Source organism: Rhizobium sp. 10PS4, assembly GCF_032464805.1.
GTDB lineage: Bacteria > Pseudomonadota > Alphaproteobacteria > Rhizobiales > Rhizobiaceae > Rhizobium > Rhizobium laguerreae.
The window spans coordinates 198,478-222,080 of record NZ_JAWDIW010000014.1; the positions used below are offsets into that span (position 1 = coordinate 198,478).

Consider the following 23,603-nt stretch of genomic DNA (forward strand, 5'->3'; position numbering starts at 1 on the left):
CCCGATGGATTGGATTAACCGATGACGGTGCCCTGGTGGAAGAGCATGCGCCAGTGCCCATCCTCTTCCAGCCGCCAGATGGAACTGCGCAGCGTCCGCCTTTCGCTTCCGTCGGTGTCTGTGTAAATGGCGCGGTAGGTGACGAGCGCGATGTGCTCCGCAAGTCTTTGGGTTTCGAAATGCTCGCCGCGGGACGTTCCCGTCCGTTGTTCGGCCAAAAGACTGGGCACAATGACGTCGAAGGTATAGAGCCGTCCGGAACTGCCGATTTCACGGAAATCGCGCGAGAGCAGCGTCGTCAGCATCTCCCGCGAGGCGCGAACGGACGGGTCGAAGAGTTTTTCTTCGAGCTCTTTCAGATGGGCTGCGAGATCATCCATGATCGGCTCCTGCTAATTCAGCGCTTCAGGATTTCCAGTCCTTCGACCGCAGTCGTTACGGCAAGCTCGGCGATATCGTATTCGGCAACGCCATGGATGATGAAGGGATCGGCGGCGACATAGGTCTCGATTGCGGTGCGATCGCCGATTGCGAGGATGACGCCGCCGGTGCGCGGTACCTTACGGCCTGAGGCGAGGAACCAGCCCTTGGCATAACCCTCCTTCACCCAGGCCATGTGCGGCTCCATGTGCCTGTCGGCTTCATCGTTGGGTTTCACATAGGTGAGCGAGAGAATGAACATGGTCAGCTCCTGACGAGGTTTGCGAGGATAAGACCGCGCAGCGAATTGCCGATATAAAGCGTGCCGGCATCGAGATCGGCAAGCGTGATACGGCCGACGCGGGCCTGTCGCCGGCAGATGAGTTCGGTGCGCAGCACGCCGGCGAGCAGGCCGCAGGAAATCGGCGGGGTGCGCAGGATGCCGGTTCCGTCGTCCAGGAAGATCGAGGTGATGGTGCCCTCGCAGACTTCGCCACGTTCGTTCAAAAGCATGACCTCATCGGCCTCATCAGGCCTATATTCGGCGCGTGCAGCCTCGTAGACGGCACGGCGCGTGGTCTTGACGCGCAGCAGCCTGTCGGCGGAATTCAGGCGGGTCTCGGCGAGGCGGACGGTCCAGATGGTATCGGGCGCGAGCGGCACGAAAGCGGCGCTCGTCACTTCGATGTGGCCTTGCGCGTCGAAGGTCAGGCGGATGCGCCGCGGACCGGCAGCACCTGCAACGGCTTCGTCGAGCTTGGCCGCCGCCTCGATCGGTTGCGGGAAGCCAAGGCGACGGGCGGAGCGGGAAAGCCGGGCGAGATGCAGCCGCAGCCGGATGAAGCCCTCGCCGGGCTGCCAGCGCAGCGTCTCGATCAGCGAAAAATCGATCATCGCGCAATCCATTGGTCGCCGACAGCGAAGCGGGCCTTGAGCAGGCATTCCTCATATTCGGCCTCGGCGGTCGAATCGAAGACGATGCCGCCGCCGACATTGAAGACGGCCCTACCGCCGTTAAAAAGCGTGATCGTGCGGATGGCGACGGAAAAACGCATGGCGCCGGTGGGCGAGATCATGCCGATCGCGCCGCAATAGGCGTCGCGCGGGACATCCTCGAGCGCATGGAGGATTTCCATTGCCCGCATCTTCGGCGCGCCGGTGATCGAACCGCAGGGAAAGAGCGCGGAGAAGATGTCGCGGATCGAAAGATCGGGGCGGAGCCTTGCCTGGACATGGCTCACCATCTGGTGGACGGTTGGATAGGTCTCGATGTCGAAGAGCTTCGGGACGTCGAGCGTGCCGACTTCGGTGATGCGGGAGATATCGTTGCGCAGGAGATCGACGATCATGCGGTTTTCCGCCTGCGTCTTGATATCGCGGCGCATGGCTTCGATGATTTCGGCATCCTCGGCGGCGGTAGCGCCGCGTTTTGCCGTGCCTTTCATCGGATGGGTCTCGATCCAGCCCTTTTCGTCGGTGCGGAAGAAAAGTTCGGGCGAACGCGAAAGGATGATCGGGCCGCCGAGATCGACCAGCGCGCCGTATTTGACCGGCTGGCGTTCGATCAGCGACCAGAAGGCGGCGCGGGGATCGCCGTTCCAGCGAGCCTCGACCGGCATGGTGAGGTTTGCCTGATAGGCGTCGCCAAGCCGCAGGTGCTGGTGGAGACGGTCGAAGCGCTCTTTATATATGGGGAAATTCCAGGCAGCTTTCGGAGCGGTGAGGAATTCCTCGTTTTCGAGGCGCTGTTTTGGTTGGGCAAGCGGATGCGTATCGGCCTGCGGAGTGTCGAACACGCCGAAACAGATGAGCGGGGTTTCGCGATGTTCCCCGGCGAAGGGGGCAAGCTTTTCCTCGAAGAGGTATCCGGCCTCATAGGTCATGTAGCCGGCAAGCCATTTGCCTGCGGCCTTGGCCTGCTCCATCCGGGCAAGGCCTGTAAAGAACTCGGCGCGCGTCCTGGCAACGATGATCTCTGCCGGCTCGGCGAAAAGCATCACCTGTCCTGATGTGTCGTCGCGGAAGAGAATGTAGGGGTCAGACATGGTTGCGGCATATTGCTTGGTTATCCGACGGTCGCGTCTGCGATGCCGGGCGATGCGAAACTCGTGGTTTTGCTGCGGTAGGCCGAGACCGCAGTAACACCCACCTCCCTCATTCCTGTGCTCGTCACAGGAATCCAGCCACCTCGCGTCGGCGCGGTGAATGACTCATGTCCGACAGATAAACAGTCTCCGGCGCCCAAGGACTTGGGCGCGCTGGATTCCTGTGACGAGCACAAGAATGAGGGAGAGTGGGCTGCCGTCATGGGTCCTCGTGGACATTGCAGAATGCGGTCAATGTATCAAGCGTAACAACGGTCCCATCATAGCGTTCGTTCTTTCAAGTCATGGCCGGGGCGTCAGCCCCTATCCAACGCTTCCAGTTCGTCGATCAGCCCTTCGATCATCGCCAGGCCCTGGCTCCAGAACGACGGATCGGTGGCGTCGAGGCCGAAAGGCTTCAGCAGTTCCGAGTGATGCTTGGTGCCGCCGGCCCTCAGCAGTTCGAAATACTTCTCCTGGAAGCCCTTCTCGGCCTTCTGGTAGACGGCATAGAGCGAATTCACCAGGCAATCGCCGAAGGCATAGGCGTAGACATAGAAGGGCGAGTGGATGAAGTGTGGGATGTAGGCCCAATAGGTCTCGTATCCCTCGGAAATGCTGATCGCCGGCCCAAGGCTCTCCGACTGGACGGAGAGCCAGAGCTCCCCGATGTCGTCAGCTGTGAGTTCGCCGGCCTTGCGGGCGGTGTGCAGCTTGCGCTCGAATTCGTAGAAGGCGATCTGGCGCACGACCGTGTTGATCATGTCCTCGACCTTCTGGGCGAGCATCGCCTTACGTTCGCGCGTATCGGTGGTCTTTTGCAGAAGGGCGCGGAAGGTCAGCATCTCGCCGAAGACGGAAGCGGTTTCGGCAAGCGTCAGCGGCGTCTGGCACATCAGCGCCCCTTGTGCGCCGGCGAGAACCTGATGCACGCCGTGCCCGAGTTCATGGGCAAGGGTCATCACATCGCGCGGCTTGCCCATATAATTGACGAGCACATAGGGATGGGCGGAGGGAACCGTCGGATGGGCGAAGGCGCCGGGCGCCTTGCCGGCACGAACCGGAGCATCGATCCACTGTTCGTCGAAGAACCGCCTGGCGATATTAGCCATTTCGGGGGCAAAATTGCCATAGGCCGAAAGCACCGTGTCCTTCGCCTCCGGCCAGGAGATGATGGCGGTGGAGGTTTCCGGAAGCGGCGCGTTGCGGTCCCAGAAATTCATCTGCTCCATGCCGAGCCATTTCGCCTTCATCTTGTAATAGCGATGCGAAAGGCGGGGATAGGCTTCGCGGACGGCTGCGGCCAGCGCATCGACGACCTCGCGCTCGACGCGGTTTGCCAGGTGGCGGCTGTCGGCGATGTCTTCGAAGCCGCGCCAGCGGTCGGCGATCTCCTTATCCTTGGCAAGCGTGTTGGTGATCAGCGTGAAGGTGCGGATATTCGCCTTGAAGGTTTCGGCGAGCGCCATGGCTGCCTTGCGGCGCACTTCCGGATCCTTTTCCTGCAGCTTGTTCAGCGCGACTTCGAGCGGCACTTTCTCGCCATCGATGTCGTAGCGAAGTTCCGCCATGGTTTCGTCGAAGAGGCGGTTGAAGGCGGCGGCCGATGTCATCGACTTCTCGAGGAATAGCTGTTCCAGCTTGTCGTCGAGCTGATAGGGCTTGTCCTTCCGGAGGTCGAGCAGCCAAGGGCGATAATGTCCGGCGGCGGGATCATTCGCCATGCAGGCGTCGAGCACCGCGTCGTCGATGCGGTTCAGTTCCAGCGCAAAGAACAGGAGATGGCCGGAAAATTCGGTGATCTTGGTCTGTACGTCGCCGTAGAGCTTGCCGTTTGTCGGATTGGTGGTGTCGGAGAAATAAGTGAGGCCGGCGAAGGAGCCGAGACGGCCGATGATGTCGTCTAGCGCCTCATATTCCTTCAGCGCCGCGCCGATGCCCTCAGCGCCGGTCTTCGCCGCCGCCTCAGTGAGTGTGCCCTTCCACTTTTCTTCAAAGGCGATCGCTGCCTTGCCGGCCTTTTCCATGTCGGCGACGAAGGCGGTGGAGGTGGCGGAGGGATAAAGATCCTGCAGCTTCCAGACCGGCAGCTCGCCGAGCGCCGGGTCGGCGGCTCCGGCTGGCGCTGCTGCCGATAAAAGAAGGCCGGCATGCGGGAGCTTGATTTTCATGGGCGCAATTCCTCTCCACTTTCATAACAGGTCTGATTGTCTACCGCATCGGCCCGAAAATCGGAATCGATTTTCGGAAAGCACGATGCGTAGGTTCAAAGTGTTACAGCGTCCTTTGCGCGTCTGAAAAGACGGCGGCGCTGTAAGCGCGGGAAGGCCCGGCATCAAGGGGATTTCGGCGCATGAAAGGCCTCGCTTCGGCACGAAAACGACGCGTGGCAATCGTTAAAATGCAATTGTTTCTCAAAACTGGATGTTCAAGCCTTGCTGTCAGAGTGCGCTTTATGGTTTCGCATGAAGTGAGGCGACAATGACCGGTTACAATGAGCTCAAGGGAGCAGGGCAGATCCTCGTGGTCGAAGACGACCCCGTGCAGCGCCGCCTGCTCAAGAACGCAATCGAGCGTCACGGCCATGTCGTGCACCAGGCGGAAAACGGCCGCATCGGCCTGGAAATGGTCAAACGCGACAGCGGCCTTTTCAACGTCATCGTGCTCGACTTGATGATGCCGGAGATGACCGGCCTCGAATTCCTCGATGCGCTTCACGAATTCGGCACGCAGATCCCCGTCATCGTGCAGACGGGGCAGGGCGGCATCGAAACGGTGGTGCAGGCGATGCGCGCCGGCGCCTTCGATTTCGTCGTCAAGCCGGTCTCGCCCGAACGCATCGCCACTTCCATCTCGAACGCGATGAAGCTCGACCAGCGCGAAGTGAAGGCGCGGGCCGGACGCCGGTCGCGCTCAGGCTCGGTCGGTTTCGACGACATCGTCTCGGCAAGCCCGGCGATGCTCCGTGTCATCGATCTCGCCCAGCGGGCGGCTCAGTCCAACATTCCCGTCGTGCTCGAAGGCGAATCCGGCGTCGGCAAGGAGCTGGTGGCGCGCGCCATCCAGTCCGGCGGCGACCGCTCGAACAAGCCCTTCGTCACGGTCAATTGCGGGGCGATCCCGCATAATCTGGTCGAAAGCATTCTCTTCGGTCACGAGAAGGGCGCGTTTACCGGCGCGACCGAGCGCCATATCGGCAAATTCATGGAAGCCGATGGCGGCACCATCTTTCTCGACGAGATCGGTGACCTGCCGCTTGAGGTGCAGGTGAAGCTTCTGCGTGCCGTGCAGCAGGGCGAGATCGAGACCGTCGGTGCGCGCACCGCGCACAAGGTCAATGTCCGACTGATCTCGGCAACCAACAAGGATCTGATCGAGGAGGTCAAGAACGGCCATTTCCGCGAGGATCTCTATTATCGCCTCAACGTCTTCCCGATCACCATTCCGGCGCTGCGCAAACGTAAGGAAGACATTCCGCATCTGGTGCGCGTCTTTGCTGACCGCTTCTCCAGCGAGCAGAAGAACGGCCGCCGCATGACGGTGAATGCCGGCACGCTGGCTTTGCTGACGGCCTATGACTGGCCGGGCAACATCCGCCAGCTCGAAAACGCGATCTTCCGCGCGGTCGTCTTGGCCGAAGGGCCGGAGTTGACCGAAGCGGATTTCCCGCAGATCGCCGCCCAGCTTCCGGAATATGACGTGGTGGATCACCTGGCGCTCGTTGCCGACAATACCGGCCTCGATCCCGACAGCGGCTATGGCGAGGACTTCAGGGCGTCGATCTCAGGCGAGATGCACCACCACCGGCTGTCCGAGGCCCCGGAAAACGCCATCGCCAGCGTCAATCCTGCCGGAGACGTGCGTAGGCTTGCCGATGTCGAGGAGGAGCTCATCCGATTCGCGCTCAAATTCTACCGCGGGCAGATGAGTCAAGTGGCGCGCAAGCTCGGCATCGGCCGATCCACACTTTATCGCAAGCTCAAGGACTACGGCATAGATCCTGACAATCCCCAGAAAGATGCGGCTTAAGCGCTTTTCATTAAGATTAAGGCAACCACGTTTTGTTACTAGTCATAAACCACTTGTTAGTGGCGCGTTCACTATGTAAAGAAAAGGTTGATCATGTGTGGCATTTTTGCCATCGTGTGACCGCATTTGACAGTCATCTGAGACAGTACGGGACATTGTCTGTCTGACGGGGATCGAGTTGCCGAATCTGAATGGAAATTCCAAGCCTTCGCGCTTGAGCTGGCGTTCTTTGTGCGCCGACATTTGCGGAAAGGCAATAAGGACGGTAGCGGCCGCCCTTCTTGCGCTCGCGGTTTCCTCACCGGTATTCGTTGGTACGCCTTCGCAGGCAGCGGGCGACACCCGCAGCCTCAAGCTTTATTTCATTCATACCGGCGAAAAAGCCGTCATCACCTACAAGCGGAACGGCAAGTTCGACCCCAAGGGTCTGGAGCAGCTGAACCGCTTCCTGCGCGACTGGCGCAAGAACCAGCCGACGAAGATGGACCCGCGCCTGTTCGACCTGATCTGGGAAGTCTATCGCCAGAGCGGTTCGAGGGATTACATCAACGTCGTCTGCGGTTTCCGTTCGCCGGGGACCAACGAGATGCTGCGTGGCCGCTCGCGCAAATCCGGCGTCGCCGAAAAGAGCCAGCATATGCTCGGCAAGGCGATGGATTTCTTCATTCCCGACGTCAAACTGGCGACGCTGCGCGCCATCGGCATGAAGATGCAGGTCGGCGGCGTCGGCTTCTATCCGAAATCGGGCTCGCCCTTCGTGCATATGGATGTCGGCGGCGTTCGCGCCTGGCCGCGCATGAGCCGCGACGAACTCGTCAGGCTTTTCCCCAACGGCAACACCATCCATATTCCGGCCGATGGCAAGCCATTGCCGGGCTACCAGCAAGCGATGGCCGACTATAAGCGCCGCGGCAGCGGCCCGCAGATCCAGATCGCCAGCGCTTCCGAATCGGCGCCGAAGCACAAGACGCTGTTTGCCGCGCTCTTTGGCGGCGGAGCGGACGAGCAGGAAGACGAGTCGGACGATTCCACGCCTGTCGCCGTCGCCAAGGCGACGCCGCCGAAGGCCGAGCCCGCTCCTGCCGAGCCGCAGCAGACCGAAGTCGCCGATCTGAACGCGCCGGTGCCGCAGGTTCGCCCGGCATTCAGCAACCAGCCGACGGGCAGCGAAGTGGCGAGCGCGCTCGTCGCCCCGCCTTCGGGTAATGCCGCACAACAGGCTCTTGCGGCGGCCCTTCCGGCCGATCAGGCCCAGCCGCAGCAATTCGCCGATCTCAGCGCCTACAGCATTCCGGTTCCCTCGCTTCTCGGCCAGCGCCGCGCGCCTGGCGATGCCGAGGTTGCATTGGCCGATCCCATGCTGACGGGCGCGAATGCGCTGCCGGTTCCGACGCCGATCGAACGCCCCGCGGTTGCCGAGAACCTTCTTGCCGCGGCCGATGCCGATCCGGAAGCAGAGGCCGACGAAGCCGATCAGGACGCGCTGTCTCCTGCCCTTGCCGATGCGCTCGACCAGCAGCGAAACGAAGAGGAAAGCCAGGTCGCGTCGAATGCGCCGCCGCAGACGGTCGAGCAGGCGATCAAAGCCGCGATGACGCAAAAGGCGCCTGCCGCAAAGCCGCCGCTCGAACTCGCCGCATTGGCGCCGATGACCAAATCGGCAAGCTTTGGCGACGGCTTCGACGAACCGGCTGTCGAAAGCGCCGTGGCGCAGGGGCTTCCTGCCAAGGGTGGTCGCCCGACGCATAAGGAAGCCGCCGCAGCGGGTGCCAGCCGTACAACGGTGCGCACCGAACCGAAGCTGACGGAAAAGATGATCTCGCAGTGGGCGCTCACCAATGCCCGCCTCGAAATGGCCTCCAAGCAGGTCAAGGCGCCGCGGTTCGTCAGCCAGACGATGCGTGCCCAGCCGATCGCCGTCTATGCCGAGGGCTTCAACGTCAAGACCGCTTCGGTCGACCCGGCCCGCTTCAGCGGCACGGCTGTGAACTTCATGGAAGTGCGCAAGTTCAACACGAACTGAGCCTGCCAATCGAGGAAAAGTCGAAAACCGCCGGAGCGATCCGGCGGTTTTTCTTTTTATTTCGATCCGCCCTGAGATTTAAGGTCACCCAACAATCGGCATCTGGTCGCAGCTGCTGCATAATTGCGCATTTGCGAGTGCGGACAGGTAGTCCGCAAGTCCTCCATCATCTCCGATCATGGTATTCCTTGCGACCGATGACGGCGACATTAGCATGCCTTTAAAAAGCGATCATTGACATAACGCAACTTGCTTCTAGTGAGAGATTGAAACCTGCGGAGCCCGCATCCCGTCGGTCCTCAGGATAGGGCGCTGCTGGCCAACAGGGCGGAGAAGAGCCACAGGATTGCAGAACCGCCTTTGCGAGCAACAGCGGTTCGACGACTGCCAGCGAGGAGAAGGCGACCGGCGAGAAGCCATAGGGAGGACGTCACGGTCACGACGGCGGCAATCGTTGCGATCGCTGCAGAGGGCGACAAGTTCTGGGACGGCTGGATCATCGTCAGGCCAAGAACAACGCCTTTTGGATTAAGCAGCGTGGTAACCAGCAGGCGAACGTTTCCGATCAGAGACTTTTCCGAAGACTGCACGGGGGCCCAAAGGCGGAACCCCAGATAAAGCACCCAGAAAGCGGAGGCCAGCTTGATGATCCGCTCGACCGCCACGTGATCCTGGAGAAGCGGGCCGGCGATATTGGCGACGCCGACGATGGTTGCAAGATATCCCATGACGACCGTTCCGACACGAAGAGGTGCGCGGACCGTGCGCAGCTCAGTGGCTGAGAGAGCGAGCATAGCATTCGTGGGTCCGGGAAGCACGAGCAAGGCGAATGATACGGAAGCGAACGCAAGATGTTCCACGGTTGTCTCCTTCGTGCCGCTACCTCGCACTCTCCTCGGAGCGTGTAATTGATTCAGATCATGTTCGGAACCGCTTGTCTTCGAGCTCGTTTCCCCGGATCGGGATGGAGGTTCGAATGCCGCCGCTGATCTCTTTCATGCTCACTCGTCTCGCCATCGGATTCGCGATAGGCGGCATCGCGGGCGCCATTGTGTGGATCAATGGTCTCTCGGAAATGTTTCCCTCGCCCGTTTCGGAGCGATGGCTGGCGCAGGGCCTGTTCATCTACCTTTTCGCGAGCACGATCGGCGGGGGCTACCTGGCGACGGCTCTTTTCCAGAATGACGATTGAAAGCTTACGCGTGGTTGACCTGCATCAAAGACGTCCATCCGTCGAGGGAGCGATGATCGGCTACCTCGGGCGAGTCCCCCTATGACCATGGCAAGTCCGAGCGCTGGCCCGCCCTGACAGGAGAGGACGGGCCACCCATTTCCACGCAACGACGGCTCACATCGACTAAGGAGCTGTCGTGCATCCACGAGGTTCACACCGGGCTGCAGTTTCACCGATAAATACCGAAAGGACAATTTCAGTGCTCAATCTGGAACCGGATGAAGCTGTTCTAGTTGGCCGAATTCATGAAGAAATCGCGACGGAACCGTGGTTTAAACGAACCGCCGTAACGGAATGGGAGCTGTTGAAGCTCATCCTCGCCAACAGAAGACGTTGCGACGATGGTTCGCTTCGAGGCCTCTGCAAGCAGCAGGCCCGCGGACGCTTTCAATGCAGGTAGCAACAGCCTCTACACCGCTTTGCCTGCGTCCCAAACGAGACGTGGCGAAAAGACTTGTGCTTTCGGCGTCGCCGCTTTGGCTGGGTGTCGGTGCAACATAACCGACTCCGCATGCCGCCAACCCCGGACCCAGTTCATGACATCGTTCGCCGTAACCAGAAAGATGTCCCGGTTGCCGTCGATGATCCTGGAGCGGGCGACTGCGATTTCGCAGAAGATGGCCGCGTATTGAATGAGCCTGGTCTCCGTGGCCCTCGGGGGTGACGCGACTGTCAAAAGCGCTCGCCGTGAGACGATTACCATACCCGCTCGCCCGTCACGACGGAATTCAATTCTTCCCGACCGCTCGCGTTCGTCAAGAGCAGCATGAACGACCACTGGCATCATCTCGTGTCTCCTTACCTTCGACGCGGGTGTCAGCGCTATTTGCCCGCCTGAGGTCACACAGCTCATTGACTTGCGTCAACGTCCGGCGTCACGATCAACAGCTGCACTTGCGGACGGTCGCCAATTGACGCGGTGACGACGGAAGGGTCGAGACGCACTGCAGCCTCCGTCGCCGGGATTTTTTTGATCTCGACGAATGGTCTTGATTTCTTTTGTATTGACACGGTTCTTTGTTGAGGTTCTTCAAGAGAGCTCACGCCGACGGACGGGTGACGATGAATGCGACACAGGCGCTGAGGATCATAGCGACGACTGCGAGTGGCAAGGGGCCGGGATCAAGCCAGACGAGCAGCAGGAAGCTGGCCCCGATGGTCAGCGCCGCCATAGCCTTCGCCCTTGATCTGATTGCCCCGCGCTCGCGCCATGCCCTTACCGAAGCGCCGAGCCATGGATGATCCAGAAGCCAGGACTCGAACCTTGGCGAGGTGCGGGCGAATATTCCCGCCGACAGCAGCAGAAATGGCGTCGTCGGAAGCAGAGGCAGGAAAATGCCGACGATTGCAGCGGCGACCGAGGCCCAGGCGATCGTCATCATCAGGGTACGCATCTTCATCTCCAAGATTTTCAACGACTATAGACTTGGAGAGCGTTCGGTTCTTTGACATCCCTCAAAGACGGATTTGCGCAGACGTCTAACATGCTCTCCATCAACTGCACGACATGGAGAGTGCGATGCTGCCGAGGTTCGTTACCGCGTTTCTGAAATCATCCGGCGAGGCGGGCGTCGTGGTGATGGAACATGCAGGCGCCCATCGTGTGATTGTAGTCGATCGCGCCGCGCTCTGCGAGATGGCCAACCCGCCTCGGGCCGACGAGACCCGGCTTCAGCAGAGCCTCGGCGCGATCTGCGAAATAGCGACGTCGAAAATCCTGAGTGGCGAAGGTTCCCCCACTCTCGGTTAAGCGTCTGTGCCAGCGACGTCACCGCGTGGAAGCTGGAACGGTCGCGCTTGCACTAGGGCTTGATGAAGCGCCGCCTCGCGGCCACGAAAAGCCAAAGAACGATCTGCATCAAAGGACTGCGTTGATGAGATTAGTGATGTTCGGACTGGCTGGCGCGGGCAAGGAAAAACAGGCCGGCTGGATGCCGAGGCGGCTTGCAATACCGCATCTCAACGGACGATCTACAGAGCGCAGCGCCACGAGAGCCCGGCGTCGCCACCACGAAAGCGCAGATACAGAAGGGCGCGCTGACTTCAGATGAAGTCGATCCCGCGCTGCTTGTCGAGCGGCTCGATCAGGAAGTAGTGTCGGCAGTGAAGGCGGCCGTCGACAAGGCTGGTCTGCTCCAAAGAACACGTTTCTGACGCCCGAAGAGGCGGTGCTCGCCAGATTTTTCGAGACTGCGCGTGCGACGGCGGACGCCGCGTGAAAGAGTTGACGTCGCTCCTCTGCGGCGGATACGCCGGCGGTCGCCTATTTCGCTGACCACGCTCGAAAACAGCGTCGCCCTGAGCGGCCCGGCGGGACGCACGTGTGCCGCCGGGTTCATCCCTTCAGTGGGCCATGAATATTGGCATGCTGCTTTGCTCGATCATGTTGCGCGTCACGCCTCCGAAGAGCGTCTGCTGCCAACGAGGGTGATTGTACGCACCCATGACGATCAGATCGGCATTCACGTCCGTCGCATGCTGCCTCAGGATCTCGTCGGCCGTGTTTCCGCCGCTGGCCACGCGATCCACCTGAACCTTGACCCCGTGCCGGGAGAGGAAGCTCGCGATGTCGGCGCCCGGCTCCTCTCCATTCACCCGCTCTCGTGAGACCGGGTCGATCATCGTCACGTAGACGCAGTCGGCCGTCTTCAGCAGGTCGAGGGCCTGCCTTGCGGCACGCGACGCCTCGTCGCTCGAATCCCATGCCAGTACGATCGATTTGGAAGTGGAAGAGAGCGGCCGCCGTCCGCGGTTGATGATGACCGGCGTCGGCGTCTGGAACAGAGCGCCATTCATGACCCGCTTCTGGAGTTCCTCATCCTTGCACGCTTGGCGGCCGACGAGAACGACGTCGGCATAGAGCGTCCGTTCTGCAATGTCCTCCTGCGCAAAAGCATATTCCGTATAGACGTCCTGCACGTCGTAGGACAGGTCGGTGCGCGACAGGTATGCCTTGATCTCTTCGGCTTTTTTGACGAGTTCCTCGATTTCGCGCTGGCGTTCTTCCAGCCAGACGGTCGAGAGGGAGTTGTATTCTCCCATCATTGGCGACGCTCCCATGCAGATCACGACCGCGCTGAGATGTGCTCCTGAGGCTCCGCAAAACTCGGCGGCGGCCTTCAGGTCTTCGTCGAAATATTTGGAACTCAGGATGCTCAATACCGTGCGAATGGGCATTTCGATCACCTCTCTTGTTGAATAGCGTAAGGATATCGACGCCCGTGACGAAGTCTTTGATCTTCATCAAGCAACACGGGGTGAACGACCGCGCCATCGCCGGCAGACGAGCTTGTCGGCTTCGGTCGCGAAAACGAGGGAGCTCGCCACAAGCATGCTGAGGCCCCATTCGAGAGGCGTGATGGGCGAAAGGCCGAGCGTTCTGCTGAGCCACGGCACGTACATCGCCGAGATGTGGATCGTCTGGGCGGCGAGCACGCTAAGGAGTAGGAACCGGTTTCGGAGGATGTCGACGGAGAATATCGATCTTTTCTCGGAGGAGCTTGCCAGCGTCTGGACGTTCTCGAACATCACGAAGATCAGAAGCGTTATGTTGCGGGCTTCGGGAACGCCATACCCGTGCGCGAGCATCCACTGAAAGGCCAGGAAGGCACCCGCGCCGATGACAAGCGTCGATTGAACGACGCGACGGATCATCAGCCGGTCGAGGAGAGGCTCGAGCGGAGAACGTGGCGGCCCCGCCAGCTCGTCTCCTTCCGGCCTTCCCCCTGCAAGGGCGACGTCCTGGATGCCGTTTGTCACGAGATTGAGCCATAAGAGCTGAACAGGGAGGAGCGGCATGGGCAGGCCGAATGGCAGCGCGAGCATGAAGAGCAGGACCTCGGCGGCGCCCGTTGCCACCGACATCAGCACCACCTTGCGGATGTTGCGATAGGCTGCCCGGCCTTCTGCGATCCCCGCGACGATGGATGCAAAGTTGTCGTCCGTGATGACGAGATCGGCGCTTTCCTTCGCCACCTCGGTTCCTCTGAGCCCCATTGCGACCCCGACATGCGCCTTCTTCAACGCCGGACCGTCGTTCACGCCGTCTCCGGTGACGGCGACGATGTGGCCATTGCGGATCAGGGATGCGACGATCGCAGATTTCTGCGCCGGCTGCACGCGAGCGTAGATGCGGGCCTCTCTCGTAATCTCGTCCAGCCGTTGGTCGCCCGCTCGCGCAGCTTCATCAATGTCGTGGCCCGAAACGACCTGGCTGGCAAGAAAACCCAGGCCGGCATCTCTGGCAATCGCGGCAGCAGTCCGCGGGTCGTCCCCGGTCACCATCACGACGTCCACGCCGGCCGCGCGGCAGTCTTTCATAGCCTGCCGCACTTCCGGTCGAACCGGGTCCTGCAGTCCGGCCAGCCCCAGGAACACGAGATCGACAAGGTGACCGTGTCCGAGGCTTCCGTCGAGCGTCGCGCCGACTTCCCCTTCGGCGAACGCGAGCACCCTGAGCCCCCGAGCGGCCATTTCTTCCTTCTGCGCCAAAAGCGAAGCGCGGTCGATCTCGACAGCGCTGCCCGCGACGTCCATCCGATCCGCCATCTCGATGAGCACCTCCGACGCCCCCTTGACGAAGACATGGATCCGATCGCTGCCGTGGTGGAAGGATGCCGCGTATTTGTGCTCGGGCTCGTAGGCGATTCTTGCCGCCAACGGGTATCGGTCGTTCAGCTCTTCCTGTCCCAGCCCCGCCTTTCGCCCTGCTGCAAGAAGTGCCACGTCGACCGTATCGCCGGCAGCGAGCCAGAGATCGTCCCGGCGAACGAGGCTTCCTTCGTTTGCAAGCAGTGCCGCGCGTAGCAGCCTGCGCGCCCTCTCGCGGACCAGGTCGCTGTCCAGGCAGCTCGCCCTGATCTCGCACCTGTCGAGATCGGCATGCACGTCGAGGGCGATGTCCGTGCCGTCCGGCAGGCGAATTTCGGTCACCGTCTGCACGTTGCTGGTCAAGGTACCCGTCTTGTCCGTGGCGATCATCGTGGTCGAACCCAGGGCCTCAACGGCCGGCATGCTTCGGACGATGACGTTGCGGGCGGCCATCCGCCGCATGCTGACGGCAAGCGCGATGGAGATGGCGATCGGAAGCCCTTCAGGAACAGCGCTCACCGCCAGACCTACGGACATCATGACCAGATCGTGCAGAGGGAGGCCTCGCATGAAGCCCGCGACGACCAGCACCAATGCTGCCAATCCTACGAAAAGAGCGAGCGCGTTCGTGAATTTCGCCAGACGGGCGACAAGCGGGGGCTGCGACGAACTAGCTCTTCCCAACTCGGCGGCGATGCCGCCAAGCATGGTCGCGGTACCCGTAGCGGTCACGACGCCTTTGGCTCGGCCGCGCGTCACCAGGGAACCCGCGAGCAGCAGCATGGAACTGCGGGTTTCATCCGACGATCCTTCGACGGTGCGCCCTTTGGCGACAGGCATCGACTCGCCGGTCAGAAGCGACTCGTCGCACCGGAGGTCACTTGCATCGACAAGCGTCAGATCGGCAGGGATTCTGTCGCCGGATTCCAGAAGAACGAGATCGCCGACGACCAGCCTCTTGGCCTCGATCCTGCAAGCCGCGCCGTCCCGGATGACCCTGGTCAACGGCTGCTCAAGCTTGCGAAGGGCGGCTGCCGCTCGATCCGCAGAATACTCCTGGTAGGTGCCGATGGCGGCATTGATCAGAAGCACGACGAAGATGAACAGGGCGTCTTCGATCCTGCCGGTTGCAAACGAGAGCGCTGACGCCAGCAAAAGGATGTAGATGATGGGGTTGCGAAATTGAACGAGGAAGACCTTCAGCGGCGATGGAGGCTGAGGCTCGGGCAGCGTGTTTGGTCCGAGCTCGGCAAGGCGTTCCTCGGCCTCGACGCTCGTCAGTCCGATCACGGCTGGCGTTGTCGGGGCGGGTGTCTGCGCCGTGAGATTCATGATGGGCTCCGGGCTTGTCGCAACGATTTCATTGAAAGCTCGCTCGACAGCCTATGTGCGCCCGCGCAGGCGGCATTGACCGGGATCAAGGAGCTCCGATCGCATTGAGATATGCTGCAGACGATTTGTGGGCAGCGGCATATGCGGCCACTGCGTTTTGATGGCGGTGCGTTTGGATCGGTATTCTGACGGCATCGCGTGTGGACTGAGATTGATCGGGCAAGATTGAAAGGCGACTACAATGAATAAAAGCTCGGTACAGACGGTGTTGCAGACGATGAAGGATGACCTTGTCCGTCGTCTCGAAGCGATCGATGCGGATCTCTGCGTCGCGCTCGAGAAGGACAGCGAGGAGCGCGCGACCCAGGTTGAGAACGACGAAGTTCTTCGCGAGATGCAAGCCGAGAGGCGTGACCAGATCGCGGCCATCGACGCGGCGATCGGCAGGCTGAACGACGGCACATACGGACAATGCGCCAAATGCCACCATCCGATCGGCAAGGAGCGGCTGACTGCGGTTCCCTATACGCCGTTCTGCATCGATTGCGCAAAATCGTTTCGCTGAGGCTTCCGGATTGATGGGAGGGTGAGAGGTGGCTACAGCGGCGGCTTGGTGGGCTGATAGGTGGACGTGGCCTCAGGACGGGGTGTCGCGACTGAGGACGGCGGGCTCCCGGTCGGGCCTTCTGGTGCTGTCGTCGCTCCTTGCTCTTTCAGCCGCACTCGCCCTCTATCTCGCGGGTCACGGGCTTGGATATCGTTTAATCCTTGTAGGCTGCACCAGCCTGATTCTGCTGTCTCTTTGCATTGAGATCGCCAAGAAGCTGCGGAAGCAGGAATACGGCCTGGATCTGATCGCGGCCCTGGCCATGGGATCCTCCTTGTGGTTCGGCGAATATCTTGCCGGAGCGATCGTCGGTCTCATGTATTCCGGCGGTCAGTTTCTGGAGGCATACGCACATCGTCGCGCCGATGAGGGGATGTCGGCTTTGCTGGCGCAAGTTCCGCGGACGGCCCTGCGGCTTGCCGGAGCCGGTTTCGAAGAAATTCCGATCAAGAAGGTCGCAGTCGGCGACGTGCTCCTGATACGCAAGGGCGACGTCGTACCGGCCGACGGGGCGCTCGTCGGCGAAGCCGCGACGATCGACCAGGCGGTGCTGACCGGAGAGCCTTTCCCAGTGCGCATCGCCAGGGGTGGCAAGATTTCGAGCGGCGCTACGAACGAGGGCGATGCGATCGAGATCCGCGTTTTAAGCCGCGCCGAGGACAGCACCTATGCCGGTATAGTCAGGCTCATGGAAGCATCGAGGCGCTCCAAGGCGAAGCTGATGCGCCTGGCCGACCGGTTCTCGGTGTGGTTCCTGTTCGCGACGGTAGCGATCGCAGGAGTCTCGGCATTCATGTCCGGAGACCTGTCAAGGATCGTAGCCGTGCTGGTTGTCGCCACGCCCTGTCCGTTGATATTGGCCGTACCCGTCGCACTTGCGGCCGGCACTTCAAAGGCCGCCAAGGAGGGCGTTCTGGTGAAGGGCGCGGGGCCCCTCGAGGCACTCGCCCAGGCCACCGTAGCGGTGTTCGACAAGACGGGGACGCTCACCGCGGGGCAGCCGGAAGTCGGTCACATCGAGGGCCCGGAGCATCCCGACAGGATCCTGCGGCTGGCCGCCTCGCTGGACCAGGCGTCGGGCCATGTGGTCGGACGCGCGCTGGTGGACGAGGCGCATAGACGTGGGTTGGTACTGAGCCGTCCATCGCAGGTGACCGAGACCGCGGGATCCGGAATCTCCGGAATAGTCGATGGCGTGCGTGTCGGCGTCGGAGGAGACACCTATTTCGGAGAGGCGCTGCGCTCGGGATCGAACGGTTCAAGCAGCGCGATGCGCGTGAAGGTACTGTTTGACGGCACGCCGGCTGGCACGATCACGCTCGAAGACCGGCTTCGCAAAGACGCTGTCCAACTCGTCACCCAGCTCAGAGCAGTAGGGATCACTCGAATAGTCCTGGCTTCCGGCGACGAGCTGCCGATCGCGACAGCCCTAGCTCGCTCGCTGGGCTTGGACGACGTCTCGGCGAGGCTCGCTCCCGCAGACAAAGTCGCAGTCATCGAAAAGGAACGCGTCCACGGAAGGGTGCTGATGGTCGGCGACGGCGTGAACGACGCGCCAGCGCTGGCGGCAGCCGACGTCGGAGTCGCGGTCGGCGTCGAGAACCTTGCCGCGGCCGCGGAGGCTGCGGATATCGTGCTCGTCCGGGACGACCTCACCAGGATAACAACGGCGATCGGCATCGCGCGTCGTTCACGCAAGATCGCGCTTCAGAGCATCTATGCCGGCATAGGTCTCTCGCTCCTCGCGATGGGGTTCGCGGGAGCGGGCTACCTTCCGCCAGTCGGCGGCGCATTGCTTCAGGAGGCCATCGACGTGGCGGTCATTCTCAACGCCCTTCGCGCCCTCTAATGGGCAAGAAGCACCGGCAGCTCGGCTTTGACGAGCAGTTCCCGAGTGACGCCGCCGAGGATGAATTCACGAAGCCGCGAATGGCCAAATCCGCCCGCAATCAGGAGGTCCGCCTTTCGTTCCAGCGCGGCCGATTGGATGGCGGCGGTCGCGGTCTCGCCGCCTGCCTGGATCGATACGTCTTCCACTTCCAATCCCGCGTGTTTCAGACAAGAGATCAGCAGCGCGCGGTTCGCCTCGTCGATTTCCTTGTCGTCGGTGATCGAGATGACCTGCACCTTGGTCGCACGCTCGATAAAGATGCGGGCGCAGGAAAGGGCACGTGCCGCGGTGGCGCTGCCGTCCCAGGCAACGGCGATCGTGTTCACATGAGAGCAGACGCTGGTGGCAGGAAATAGGACGAGTGGACGGCCGCTCCCGAACAGCAGCGTCCCGGAAAGCTGGCGGGAGAGTTCCGAGGCCTCGACAATAGACAGGTCGTGGCACCTGGCAATTTCCGAAAAGCGTTCATAGACGAACGGTTCCGTGACCTCGAATCCGTGGATTCGCACCTCGAAGCCAGTTTCCGAGACAGCGTCGGTGACGTGTTCCCGCAGCGAAGCACCGCTGTCCCGGCTATACCGCTCTGCTTGTCCCCGCCATGTGTCGACATCGATAAATGTGGGGAAGGGCTGATGGATCTGGGGGATCCGGACTTCCGGGATGCTCGCGACGAGATCGGCGTCGTTCTGGCGAGCGAGGTCGATTGCGTTGTCGATTATGGTGAAGGAGCTCGCATCGGGATAGGTCGACAACGGAAGATGGAACTGCGGCTTCATGCTGGCCTCCTGAGGTTAAACAGTGGTCATGATGCATCCTGCGGAGAAGTTTGCATTGCGCTTGATCAAGGCCGGGTACTCAGAAAACTCTTATGATCGTGCCTTCGATACGAGCGGAGTGCGTGACCATGACGATGAAGCTGACGGAACTGACCCCGGACCAGTGCTACCGCATTCTTGAGAGCGCGCACTTCGGTCATCTCGCCTGCTGCAAGAATGGCCAGCCTTACGTGGCGGCGATCTATTTCGCATTTTCCAGCGGCGTTGCCTATAGCTTCACCATGCCCGGCAAGAAGCTCGACTGGATGCGGGGGAACGACAGGGTCTGCTTTACGTCGAGCAGCGTCCCGCCGTCGGCGGCTGGGCGAGCGTCGTCGTCGAAGGGCGGTTCGAGGAGTTTCCGGACAGCGACGCGCGGCGAAGCGAGAGGTTGCATGCCTGGTCACTTCTTCAAAAGAATCCTGACTGGTGGGAGATCGGCGCCATGACGCTGCAGGAACCCCCGGTGCTCGAAGGCTCTCCGCACGTCTTCTACGGCATTGCCGTCACCGCCGTATCAGGACGGAGCGCCGTCAGGACGGAATGAGAGTCGATGCTCGCCCTGAACCCTTATCCCATAAACGGAGCACCACATGCCATATCTCACCAGCCTCTATCCACGCGCCACTTTCACGTCCAACCTCGCGCTGGTTTTTCGCCCGGGGGCTCTGATTCAAGAGCAGATCTTCGTCGCGTCGGCCACGATCACCACGGATTTGACGGCGTCCGCCGCTCGGCGAGGGCTTCGATGCTTTGAATTTCTGACTCGACTTGCCTGCAGTATCGAAAACGGCGATGCGGTCGAGGTTCTTTCGGACTTCGTCGAAACCGAGCTGGAGGAATATCCTACGGAGGTGTCGAGGCTTTGCGAGACCGGATCACGACTGTTGTCGCACGCCGCCGAACTGTATCGTGACGTCGCCGCCAGTCAGGTCAGGGAGGCTGAGGCGAAGAGGGTCGTGTGAAGCGCGCGGCTTACCGGGTCTCGGCGGCGGCCATCACCTCGACCGCCCAATCGTCCGGCGAGGCCGACGAAGGGAGGCCCTCTACCGCGTGAACGAGGTGGAGGCTTCCGTTGGGCGCGAGCTGCGCGCGGGCCGTTTCGACGAGCTGGAGCATGCGTTGCCGGGATCCTCGGCCGATGGCGCAGACAATTGTGGCGAACATGTCGGTAAAACATGTCAGTAGAACGTGTCAGTATATGTCCTTTCCAGACAGGCTGACGAACTCGGTGGTCAGTCCATCGACATGGGCTTCCTTGAGCAGCCGATCGGCACTCATGATGTCGAGACACATGGTGCCACTGAAGGATTGCCGAAGCGCGCAGCAGAAATGATCTCTCGCCCACGCCTGGCCTCGCGGCGTCGCCGCCGTCACCTCCCAACGATCCTCGTCCCGACGTTCGAGAACCAGGTCGGCGGAGGTTCGCTCGACCGGCGGAACCGATGTGGCTGCGGTCGTTGCTGTCTTACAGGTCTGTTCGCGCATGTCCGTCTCCTTTGGATGAGGTCGTGGCGCTGTGTCCAGGGAGGTTATCGGACCTACGGCATTCCGTCTTTGACGAGCATCAATCCGGATGTTTGACCGGAATCAAGTCGAGCAGGAAGGCGGTGGCGCCGCCTGGGCCGGGTTCTCCGGTGAAAGGCCGCCGGTGCCGCTCGACGCCGCCATCATCTTCGCGCCGGCCGGCGAGCTCGTGCCGATGGCGCTCGACGTGGTGCGGAAGGGCGGAACGGTGGTCTGCGGCGGCATCCACATGTCAGACATCCCGAGCATGCCCTACCGCCTGCTCTGGGGTGAGCGGCGGGTGGTCTCGGTGGCGAACCTGACGTGGAACGACGGGCCGGAATTCTTCTCGATCGCGAAGGCGGTAGGGGTCAGATGCGTCACAAGGGTCTACGCGCTTGAACATGCAAACGAGGCCCTCGGCGACCTGCGCGCAGGCCGCATCAGCGGCGCAGCGATCATCGTGCCATAGCCGCCGTCCTCGTCGACGAGGATCAAAGCGGATCGTTCGGGGCAAAACGGAAGCTTCTCCGTCAAACGTCCGGCGCCTGCTCGCCCAAGCGCCGTTGTCGATGCGTTGAAGCCATCTGACCTGCCTGACGGCACGGCTTGACCAAGGCGCACCTTCTACTTCTAGCTCCGTTTGTCGCGAACAGAGCGAGAAGCAGACCTTCAGTGGATCTCGCCGCTCACGCCGCCAAGCTGGCGATGCGGGGAATGAGCCACAACATCGCGGCCGTGCCGATCATGTAGGCGCCGATCTGGCGCGCCGGCGCGGGTGGCATCGCGATCAGCGCGTTTGCCGCCCTAACCAGAACCAGCGCCATGGCAACCAAGATCAACTGTCCAGCTTCGACACCCAGGTTGAATGTCAGGAGGCTCAGCGGCACATCGGATTGCGGCAAGCCGATTTCCTTCAGGGCGCCGGCGAACCCGAAGCCGTGCAGCAGCCCGAACGCGAAGGCCACGACCCAGGGATAGCTCTCGGAGAGCCGCCTTTCGCCCGGCTTCGTCTTGATCAGTTCGTTTGCGACAAATGCGATGCTGAGGGCGATCGTCGCTTCCACCGGTTTCTGCGGCAGGCTGAAATATCCGAGCGACGCTCCAGCCAGCGTGATGCTGTGGGCGATCGTAAAGGCAGTGATCGTCTTGACCAGCATCCAGCGGCCTCGAATTAGTAGCATGAGCGCAAGCACGACGAGCAGGTGATCGAGGCCCGAGAGTATGTGGTCGACGCCCAGCAGAAAATAGGTCTGAGCGACCTCGAGGCTGGTCTGTGCGCCTGCTGCGGTGAAAGAGGGCGCGTCCGGCATGAGGCGCACAACCTCCGTATCGCCGTTCGTGTATTCAATGCGGACGAGCGCTTCGGTCATGGTCGACTTGAGGCCGTTGATGCCGATCTCGCCGCCCCTCAATCCCCCTGCACAGGCGACGGTCCTTCGCTCCAGATAAGCTCCGTTCACGATCAACCTCACCGGTTCGGCTTTCTCGATGCACGGCTTCGGCAGACTTGCATAGAGGCCGAGACGCATGTCGCCCTGCGCCGGCACCTTCCAGACGACGGCGAACTCGTGCGGCGCGGTTTCGCGCATGTCGAGATAGGCCGGCCTGATCTCATGGGCCATGCCGGACGTGGCCAGGAACACCGGGATGAGCACTGCCAGCAGGGCGCCAAGCCGCGTCATGGGCCGGTTTCCGCACCAGCCGGGCTTTCGATGCTCACCACATAGCGCTTGAGCAGTTCGGCGAATCGCTGGTCTTCAAGTTCCTTGCGCTTGGCGTTCGTCCACTCTCGCGCAACGACGTCGCGCACCACGTCGAGCGCCGGCACTCGGCCGGGCAGGCGCTCAGACACCCGGATCAGATGCAACCCGTAACCGCTGGCGACGGGACCCGTCCACTGGCCCAGCGGGGCCTTGTCGAGTTCTTCCACGAATTCGGCGCCGAAGGTTTGACCGATCGATGTCTTGCTCGAAAGCGGCAGGTCGGGCGGAAGCAGCGTGGGGTCGCCAAAAAGGGCGCGGTCCGTGGCCGGGTTGGTCAGCAGCGCTTCGAGGACGGAAGCCGCGTCCTGTGCGATCGTGTCGCCGCGCCGCTGAGGGTTGAGGAACACCTGCTGGAAGGCCAGCATCGGATCGATCTCGAACGTGGCTGCATTGGCTTTCAGATAGGCATCGAGCTCCGCATCGGTCGCTGTCAGCGTTTCGGCGTCGGCCGCGTTCAGGAATTCCATCTTCTGGCGCAAGCGGCGACGAACGACAGTGTCGTCCCTGTCGAGCCCAAGCTCCAGCGCCTGGCGTACCAGAATTTCTTCCTTCACATGATCGTCGATCAGACCCTTCAATTCCTCGGCTGTCGGCGGGCGCTGCCAGGTCTTTGTGAACACGGTCGCCATCTGCTCGATCTTCGGCGTCGTGACGACGATGGTGTCCGGCTTGTCGTCCGTATCAGGGCCCAAGAGCCCGTAGCCTGCGAAGATCAGCAGCGCCAGAGCCATGAAGTGGACCAGTGGTTCCATCAACACGCGTTTCAACAAGATCGTGCTCACGCGTTCACCGGATGACGGCCCCGACGGTGCAGCGGACGATTCAACCGCCGGCACCGTTATCACGGCGTGTACCAGATCGGCGAGGTATAGGCGCGTTCGCTGACGGTCATCCGCGTACCCTCGAGCGGCTTGTTGCCGAACCGTTTGGCATCATAGGCGGTCCACCGCGGCGTTGGTATCTCGATGACGCATCCGTAGTAAAAGGCCTTCTGCTTCGGATCGAAGCCGGGGTCCTTCCACACGGCGATCAGTTCCGGCGCACCGATCGTGTTGGTCCAGTTCGCGTTCTCGATGTCGACGGTGCTGCCGACCGATGGCACCTTGCCGTCGGCGCCCGGTTTGCGGTCCCCGCCCCAAGCGACGTCGTATATTTGCTCATGCGTCTCGCCTTTGTCGTCGAGCCAGCCCTTGATTATCTGATAGCGGTCGAGATTGGCTCCGATCGGGTCTCGCAGCGCGGCGACGAGGAACGACGGTGCCTTGCCCTCCGGCGCTGCGGTCAGGTCGCCGCCCAATCCGAGGGA

Annotated in this window: 22 protein-coding genes and 3 pseudogenes; 10 read left to right on the forward strand and 15 right to left on the reverse strand. The window is 61.6% G+C overall.

Going from position 1 to position 23,603, the window contains the following annotated elements; genetic code table 11:
- Nucleotides 1-14 precede the first annotated feature (14 nt).
- From RWJ89_RS25975 to RWJ89_RS26000, 5 genes are all read right to left on the reverse strand, one after another.
- Nucleotides 15-380 (reverse strand): nuclear transport factor 2 family protein, encoded by a 366-nt coding sequence (locus RWJ89_RS25975; protein WP_011653484.1) that lies wholly within the window; start codon nucleotides 378-380, stop codon nucleotides 15-17.
- Nucleotides 381-397: 17 nt separating this feature from the next.
- A complete protein-coding gene (locus RWJ89_RS25980) occupies nucleotides 398-682 on the reverse strand; it encodes a YciI family protein (protein WP_316031669.1) in 285 nt (94 codons plus the stop codon).
- Nucleotides 683-684: 2 nt separating this feature from the next.
- Complete coding sequence (locus RWJ89_RS25985; RefSeq protein WP_316031670.1) at nucleotides 685-1,314, reverse strand: aminotransferase class IV family protein; 630 nt, start codon at nucleotides 1,312-1,314, stop codon at nucleotides 685-687.
- Nucleotides 1,311-2,465 (reverse strand): aminodeoxychorismate synthase component I, encoded by a 1,155-nt coding sequence (locus tag RWJ89_RS25990; protein ID WP_316031671.1) that lies wholly within the window; start codon nucleotides 2,463-2,465, stop codon nucleotides 1,311-1,313. Before RWJ89_RS25990 ends, RWJ89_RS25985 begins: the two co-directional genes overlap by 4 nt.
- A gap of 356 nt (nucleotides 2,466-2,821) precedes the next feature.
- Nucleotides 2,822-4,675: a M3 family oligoendopeptidase gene (locus tag RWJ89_RS26000; protein ID WP_316031672.1), complete on the reverse strand. Its 1,854-nt coding sequence runs from the start codon at nucleotides 4,673-4,675 to the stop codon at nucleotides 2,822-2,824.
- Nucleotides 4,676-4,985: 310 nt separating this feature from the next.
- On the opposite strand from RWJ89_RS26000, the gene RWJ89_RS26005 reads away from it, so the two are divergent.
- The gene (locus RWJ89_RS26005; protein ID WP_316031673.1) at nucleotides 4,986-6,533 is read left to right on the forward strand and encodes a sigma-54-dependent transcriptional regulator; all 1,548 of its coding nucleotides are present in this window, start codon (nucleotides 4,986-4,988) and stop codon (nucleotides 6,531-6,533) included.
- Between the two features lie 178 nt (nucleotides 6,534-6,711).
- Nucleotides 6,712-8,556 carry a DUF882 domain-containing protein gene (locus tag RWJ89_RS26010; protein ID WP_221999737.1) on the forward strand — a complete coding sequence of 615 codons (1,845 nt, stop codon included), beginning with the start codon at nucleotides 6,712-6,714 and terminating at the stop codon, nucleotides 8,554-8,556.
- A 299-nt stretch (nucleotides 8,557-8,855) separates the two neighbouring features.
- On the opposite strand, the gene RWJ89_RS26015 is transcribed toward RWJ89_RS26010, so the two are convergent.
- Nucleotides 8,856-9,416 carry a threonine transporter RhtB gene (locus RWJ89_RS26015; RefSeq protein ID WP_316031674.1) on the reverse strand — a complete coding sequence of 187 codons (561 nt, stop codon included), beginning with the start codon at nucleotides 9,414-9,416 and terminating at the stop codon, nucleotides 8,856-8,858.
- 116 nt (nucleotides 9,417-9,532) lie between these two features.
- Between RWJ89_RS26015 and RWJ89_RS26020 the strand changes: the two genes are divergently transcribed.
- Nucleotides 9,533-9,748, forward strand: a complete 216-nt coding sequence (locus RWJ89_RS26020) for a hypothetical protein (RefSeq protein ID WP_131664388.1) — start codon at nucleotides 9,533-9,535, stop codon at nucleotides 9,746-9,748.
- A 1,082-nt stretch (nucleotides 9,749-10,830) separates the two neighbouring features.
- On the opposite strand, the gene RWJ89_RS26025 is transcribed toward RWJ89_RS26020, so the two are convergent.
- The gene (locus RWJ89_RS26025) at nucleotides 10,831-11,184 is read right to left on the reverse strand and encodes a YbaN family protein (RefSeq protein ID WP_131664387.1); all 354 of its coding nucleotides are present in this window, start codon (nucleotides 11,182-11,184) and stop codon (nucleotides 10,831-10,833) included.
- Between the two features lie 125 nt (nucleotides 11,185-11,309).
- On the opposite strand from RWJ89_RS26025, the gene RWJ89_RS26030 reads away from it, so the two are divergent.
- Nucleotides 11,310-11,540 (forward strand): hypothetical protein, encoded by a 231-nt coding sequence (locus RWJ89_RS26030; RefSeq protein WP_316031675.1) that lies wholly within the window; start codon nucleotides 11,310-11,312, stop codon nucleotides 11,538-11,540.
- Between the two features lie 194 nt (nucleotides 11,541-11,734).
- Entirely contained in the window at nucleotides 11,735-11,944 is a 210-nt protein-coding gene (locus RWJ89_RS26035) for a hypothetical protein (RefSeq protein WP_131664385.1), read from the forward strand.
- Between the two features lie 189 nt (nucleotides 11,945-12,133).
- On the opposite strand, the gene RWJ89_RS26040 is transcribed toward RWJ89_RS26035, so the two are convergent.
- Both RWJ89_RS26040 and RWJ89_RS26045 read right to left on the reverse strand, forming a co-directional pair.
- The gene (locus tag RWJ89_RS26040) at nucleotides 12,134-12,967 is read right to left on the reverse strand and encodes a universal stress protein (RefSeq protein WP_316031676.1); all 834 of its coding nucleotides are present in this window, start codon (nucleotides 12,965-12,967) and stop codon (nucleotides 12,134-12,136) included.
- Between the two features lie 66 nt (nucleotides 12,968-13,033).
- Nucleotides 13,034-15,715, reverse strand: a complete 2,682-nt coding sequence (locus RWJ89_RS26045; RefSeq protein ID WP_316029354.1) for a cation-translocating P-type ATPase — start codon at nucleotides 15,713-15,715, stop codon at nucleotides 13,034-13,036.
- Between the two features lie 238 nt (nucleotides 15,716-15,953).
- On the opposite strand from RWJ89_RS26045, the gene RWJ89_RS26050 reads away from it, so the two are divergent.
- Together RWJ89_RS26050 and RWJ89_RS26055 are read left to right on the forward strand one after the other, a co-directional pair.
- Entirely contained in the window at nucleotides 15,954-16,277 is a 324-nt protein-coding gene (locus RWJ89_RS26050) for a TraR/DksA family transcriptional regulator (protein ID WP_316031677.1), read from the forward strand.
- A gap of 28 nt (nucleotides 16,278-16,305) precedes the next feature.
- Entirely contained in the window at nucleotides 16,306-18,168 is a 1,863-nt protein-coding gene (locus RWJ89_RS26055) for a heavy metal translocating P-type ATPase (protein WP_316031678.1), read from the forward strand.
- Here RWJ89_RS26055 and RWJ89_RS26060 read toward each other — a convergent pair.
- Nucleotides 18,165-18,986 carry a universal stress protein gene (locus RWJ89_RS26060; protein ID WP_221999733.1) on the reverse strand — a complete coding sequence of 274 codons (822 nt, stop codon included), beginning with the start codon at nucleotides 18,984-18,986 and terminating at the stop codon, nucleotides 18,165-18,167. The two genes, RWJ89_RS26055 and RWJ89_RS26060, sit on opposite strands and share 4 nt — an antisense overlap.
- A gap of 128 nt (nucleotides 18,987-19,114) precedes the next feature.
- Between RWJ89_RS26060 and RWJ89_RS26065 the strand changes: the two are divergent.
- Both RWJ89_RS26065 and RWJ89_RS26070 read left to right on the forward strand, forming a co-directional pair.
- A pseudogene (locus tag RWJ89_RS26065) lies at nucleotides 19,115-19,572 on the forward strand (pyridoxamine 5'-phosphate oxidase family protein).
- Between the two features lie 46 nt (nucleotides 19,573-19,618).
- Entirely contained in the window at nucleotides 19,619-19,990 is a 372-nt protein-coding gene (locus RWJ89_RS26070) for a hypothetical protein (RefSeq protein ID WP_131664380.1), read from the forward strand.
- A 10-nt stretch (nucleotides 19,991-20,000) separates the two neighbouring features.
- On the opposite strand, the gene RWJ89_RS26075 is transcribed toward RWJ89_RS26070, so the two are convergent.
- Both RWJ89_RS26075 and RWJ89_RS26080 read right to left on the reverse strand, forming a co-directional pair.
- Complete coding sequence (locus RWJ89_RS26075) at nucleotides 20,001-20,144, reverse strand: hypothetical protein (protein WP_245503881.1); 144 nt, start codon at nucleotides 20,142-20,144, stop codon at nucleotides 20,001-20,003.
- A gap of 75 nt (nucleotides 20,145-20,219) precedes the next feature.
- A complete protein-coding gene (locus RWJ89_RS26080) occupies nucleotides 20,220-20,513 on the reverse strand; it encodes a hypothetical protein (RefSeq protein WP_131664379.1) in 294 nt (97 codons plus the stop codon).
- Between the two features lie 124 nt (nucleotides 20,514-20,637).
- Between RWJ89_RS26080 and RWJ89_RS26085 the strand changes: the two are divergent.
- Nucleotides 20,638-21,003, forward strand: a pseudogene (locus tag RWJ89_RS26085) (alcohol dehydrogenase); the annotation flags it as partial.
- A 217-nt stretch (nucleotides 21,004-21,220) separates the two neighbouring features.
- Here RWJ89_RS26085 and RWJ89_RS26090 read toward each other — a convergent pair.
- From RWJ89_RS26090 to RWJ89_RS26100, 3 genes and pseudogenes are all read right to left on the reverse strand, one after another.
- Nucleotides 21,221-22,216, reverse strand: a complete 996-nt coding sequence (locus RWJ89_RS26090) for a HupE/UreJ family protein (RefSeq protein WP_221999732.1) — start codon at nucleotides 22,214-22,216, stop codon at nucleotides 21,221-21,223.
- Nucleotides 22,213-23,142 carry a peptidylprolyl isomerase gene (locus RWJ89_RS26095; protein ID WP_316029341.1) on the reverse strand — a complete coding sequence of 310 codons (930 nt, stop codon included), beginning with the start codon at nucleotides 23,140-23,142 and terminating at the stop codon, nucleotides 22,213-22,215. Before RWJ89_RS26095 ends, RWJ89_RS26090 begins: the two co-directional genes overlap by 4 nt.
- Nucleotides 23,139-23,594: pseudogene (locus RWJ89_RS26100) on the reverse strand (DUF3604 domain-containing protein); the annotation flags it as partial. The gene RWJ89_RS26095 and the pseudogene RWJ89_RS26100, both read right to left, overlap by 4 nt.
- Between the last annotated feature and the right edge of the window lie 9 nt (nucleotides 23,595-23,603).

Coding starts and splice junctions, on each gene's coding strand:
- RWJ89_RS25990 (WP_316031671.1), bottom strand. CDS start 2,465: ATGTCTGACCCCTACATTCTCTTCCGCGACGACACATCAGGACAGGTG.
- RWJ89_RS26005 (WP_316031673.1), top strand. CDS start 4,986: ATGACCGGTTACAATGAGCTCAAGGGAGCAGGGCAGATCCTCGTGGTC.
- RWJ89_RS26050 (WP_316031677.1), top strand. CDS start 15,954: ATGAATAAAAGCTCGGTACAGACGGTGTTGCAGACGATGAAGGATGAC.
- RWJ89_RS26060 (WP_221999733.1), bottom strand. CDS start 18,986: ATGAAGCCGCAGTTCCATCTTCCGTTGTCGACCTATCCCGATGCGAGC.
- RWJ89_RS26000 (WP_316031672.1), bottom strand. CDS start 4,675: ATGAAAATCAAGCTCCCGCATGCCGGCCTTCTTTTATCGGCAGCAGCG.
- RWJ89_RS26070 (WP_131664380.1), top strand. CDS start 19,619: ATGCCATATCTCACCAGCCTCTATCCACGCGCCACTTTCACGTCCAAC.
- RWJ89_RS25985 (WP_316031670.1), bottom strand. CDS start 1,314: ATGATCGATTTTTCGCTGATCGAGACGCTGCGCTGGCAGCCCGGCGAG.
- RWJ89_RS26080 (WP_131664379.1), bottom strand. CDS start 20,513: ATGCGCGAACAGACCTGTAAGACAGCAACGACCGCAGCCACATCGGTT.
- RWJ89_RS25975 (WP_011653484.1), bottom strand. CDS start 380: ATGGATGATCTCGCAGCCCATCTGAAAGAGCTCGAAGAAAAACTCTTC.
- RWJ89_RS26040 (WP_316031676.1), bottom strand. CDS start 12,967: ATGCCCATTCGCACGGTATTGAGCATCCTGAGTTCCAAATATTTCGAC.
- RWJ89_RS25980 (WP_316031669.1), bottom strand. CDS start 682: ATGTTCATTCTCTCGCTCACCTATGTGAAACCCAACGATGAAGCCGAC.
- RWJ89_RS26075 (WP_245503881.1), bottom strand. CDS start 20,144: ATGCTCCAGCTCGTCGAAACGGCCCGCGCGCAGCTCGCGCCCAACGGA.
- RWJ89_RS26025 (WP_131664387.1), bottom strand. CDS start 11,184: ATGCGTACCCTGATGATGACGATCGCCTGGGCCTCGGTCGCCGCTGCA.
- RWJ89_RS26090 (WP_221999732.1), bottom strand. CDS start 22,216: ATGACGCGGCTTGGCGCCCTGCTGGCAGTGCTCATCCCGGTGTTCCTG.
- RWJ89_RS26020 (WP_131664388.1), top strand. CDS start 9,533: ATGCCGCCGCTGATCTCTTTCATGCTCACTCGTCTCGCCATCGGATTC.
- RWJ89_RS26030 (WP_316031675.1), top strand. CDS start 11,310: ATGCTGCCGAGGTTCGTTACCGCGTTTCTGAAATCATCCGGCGAGGCG.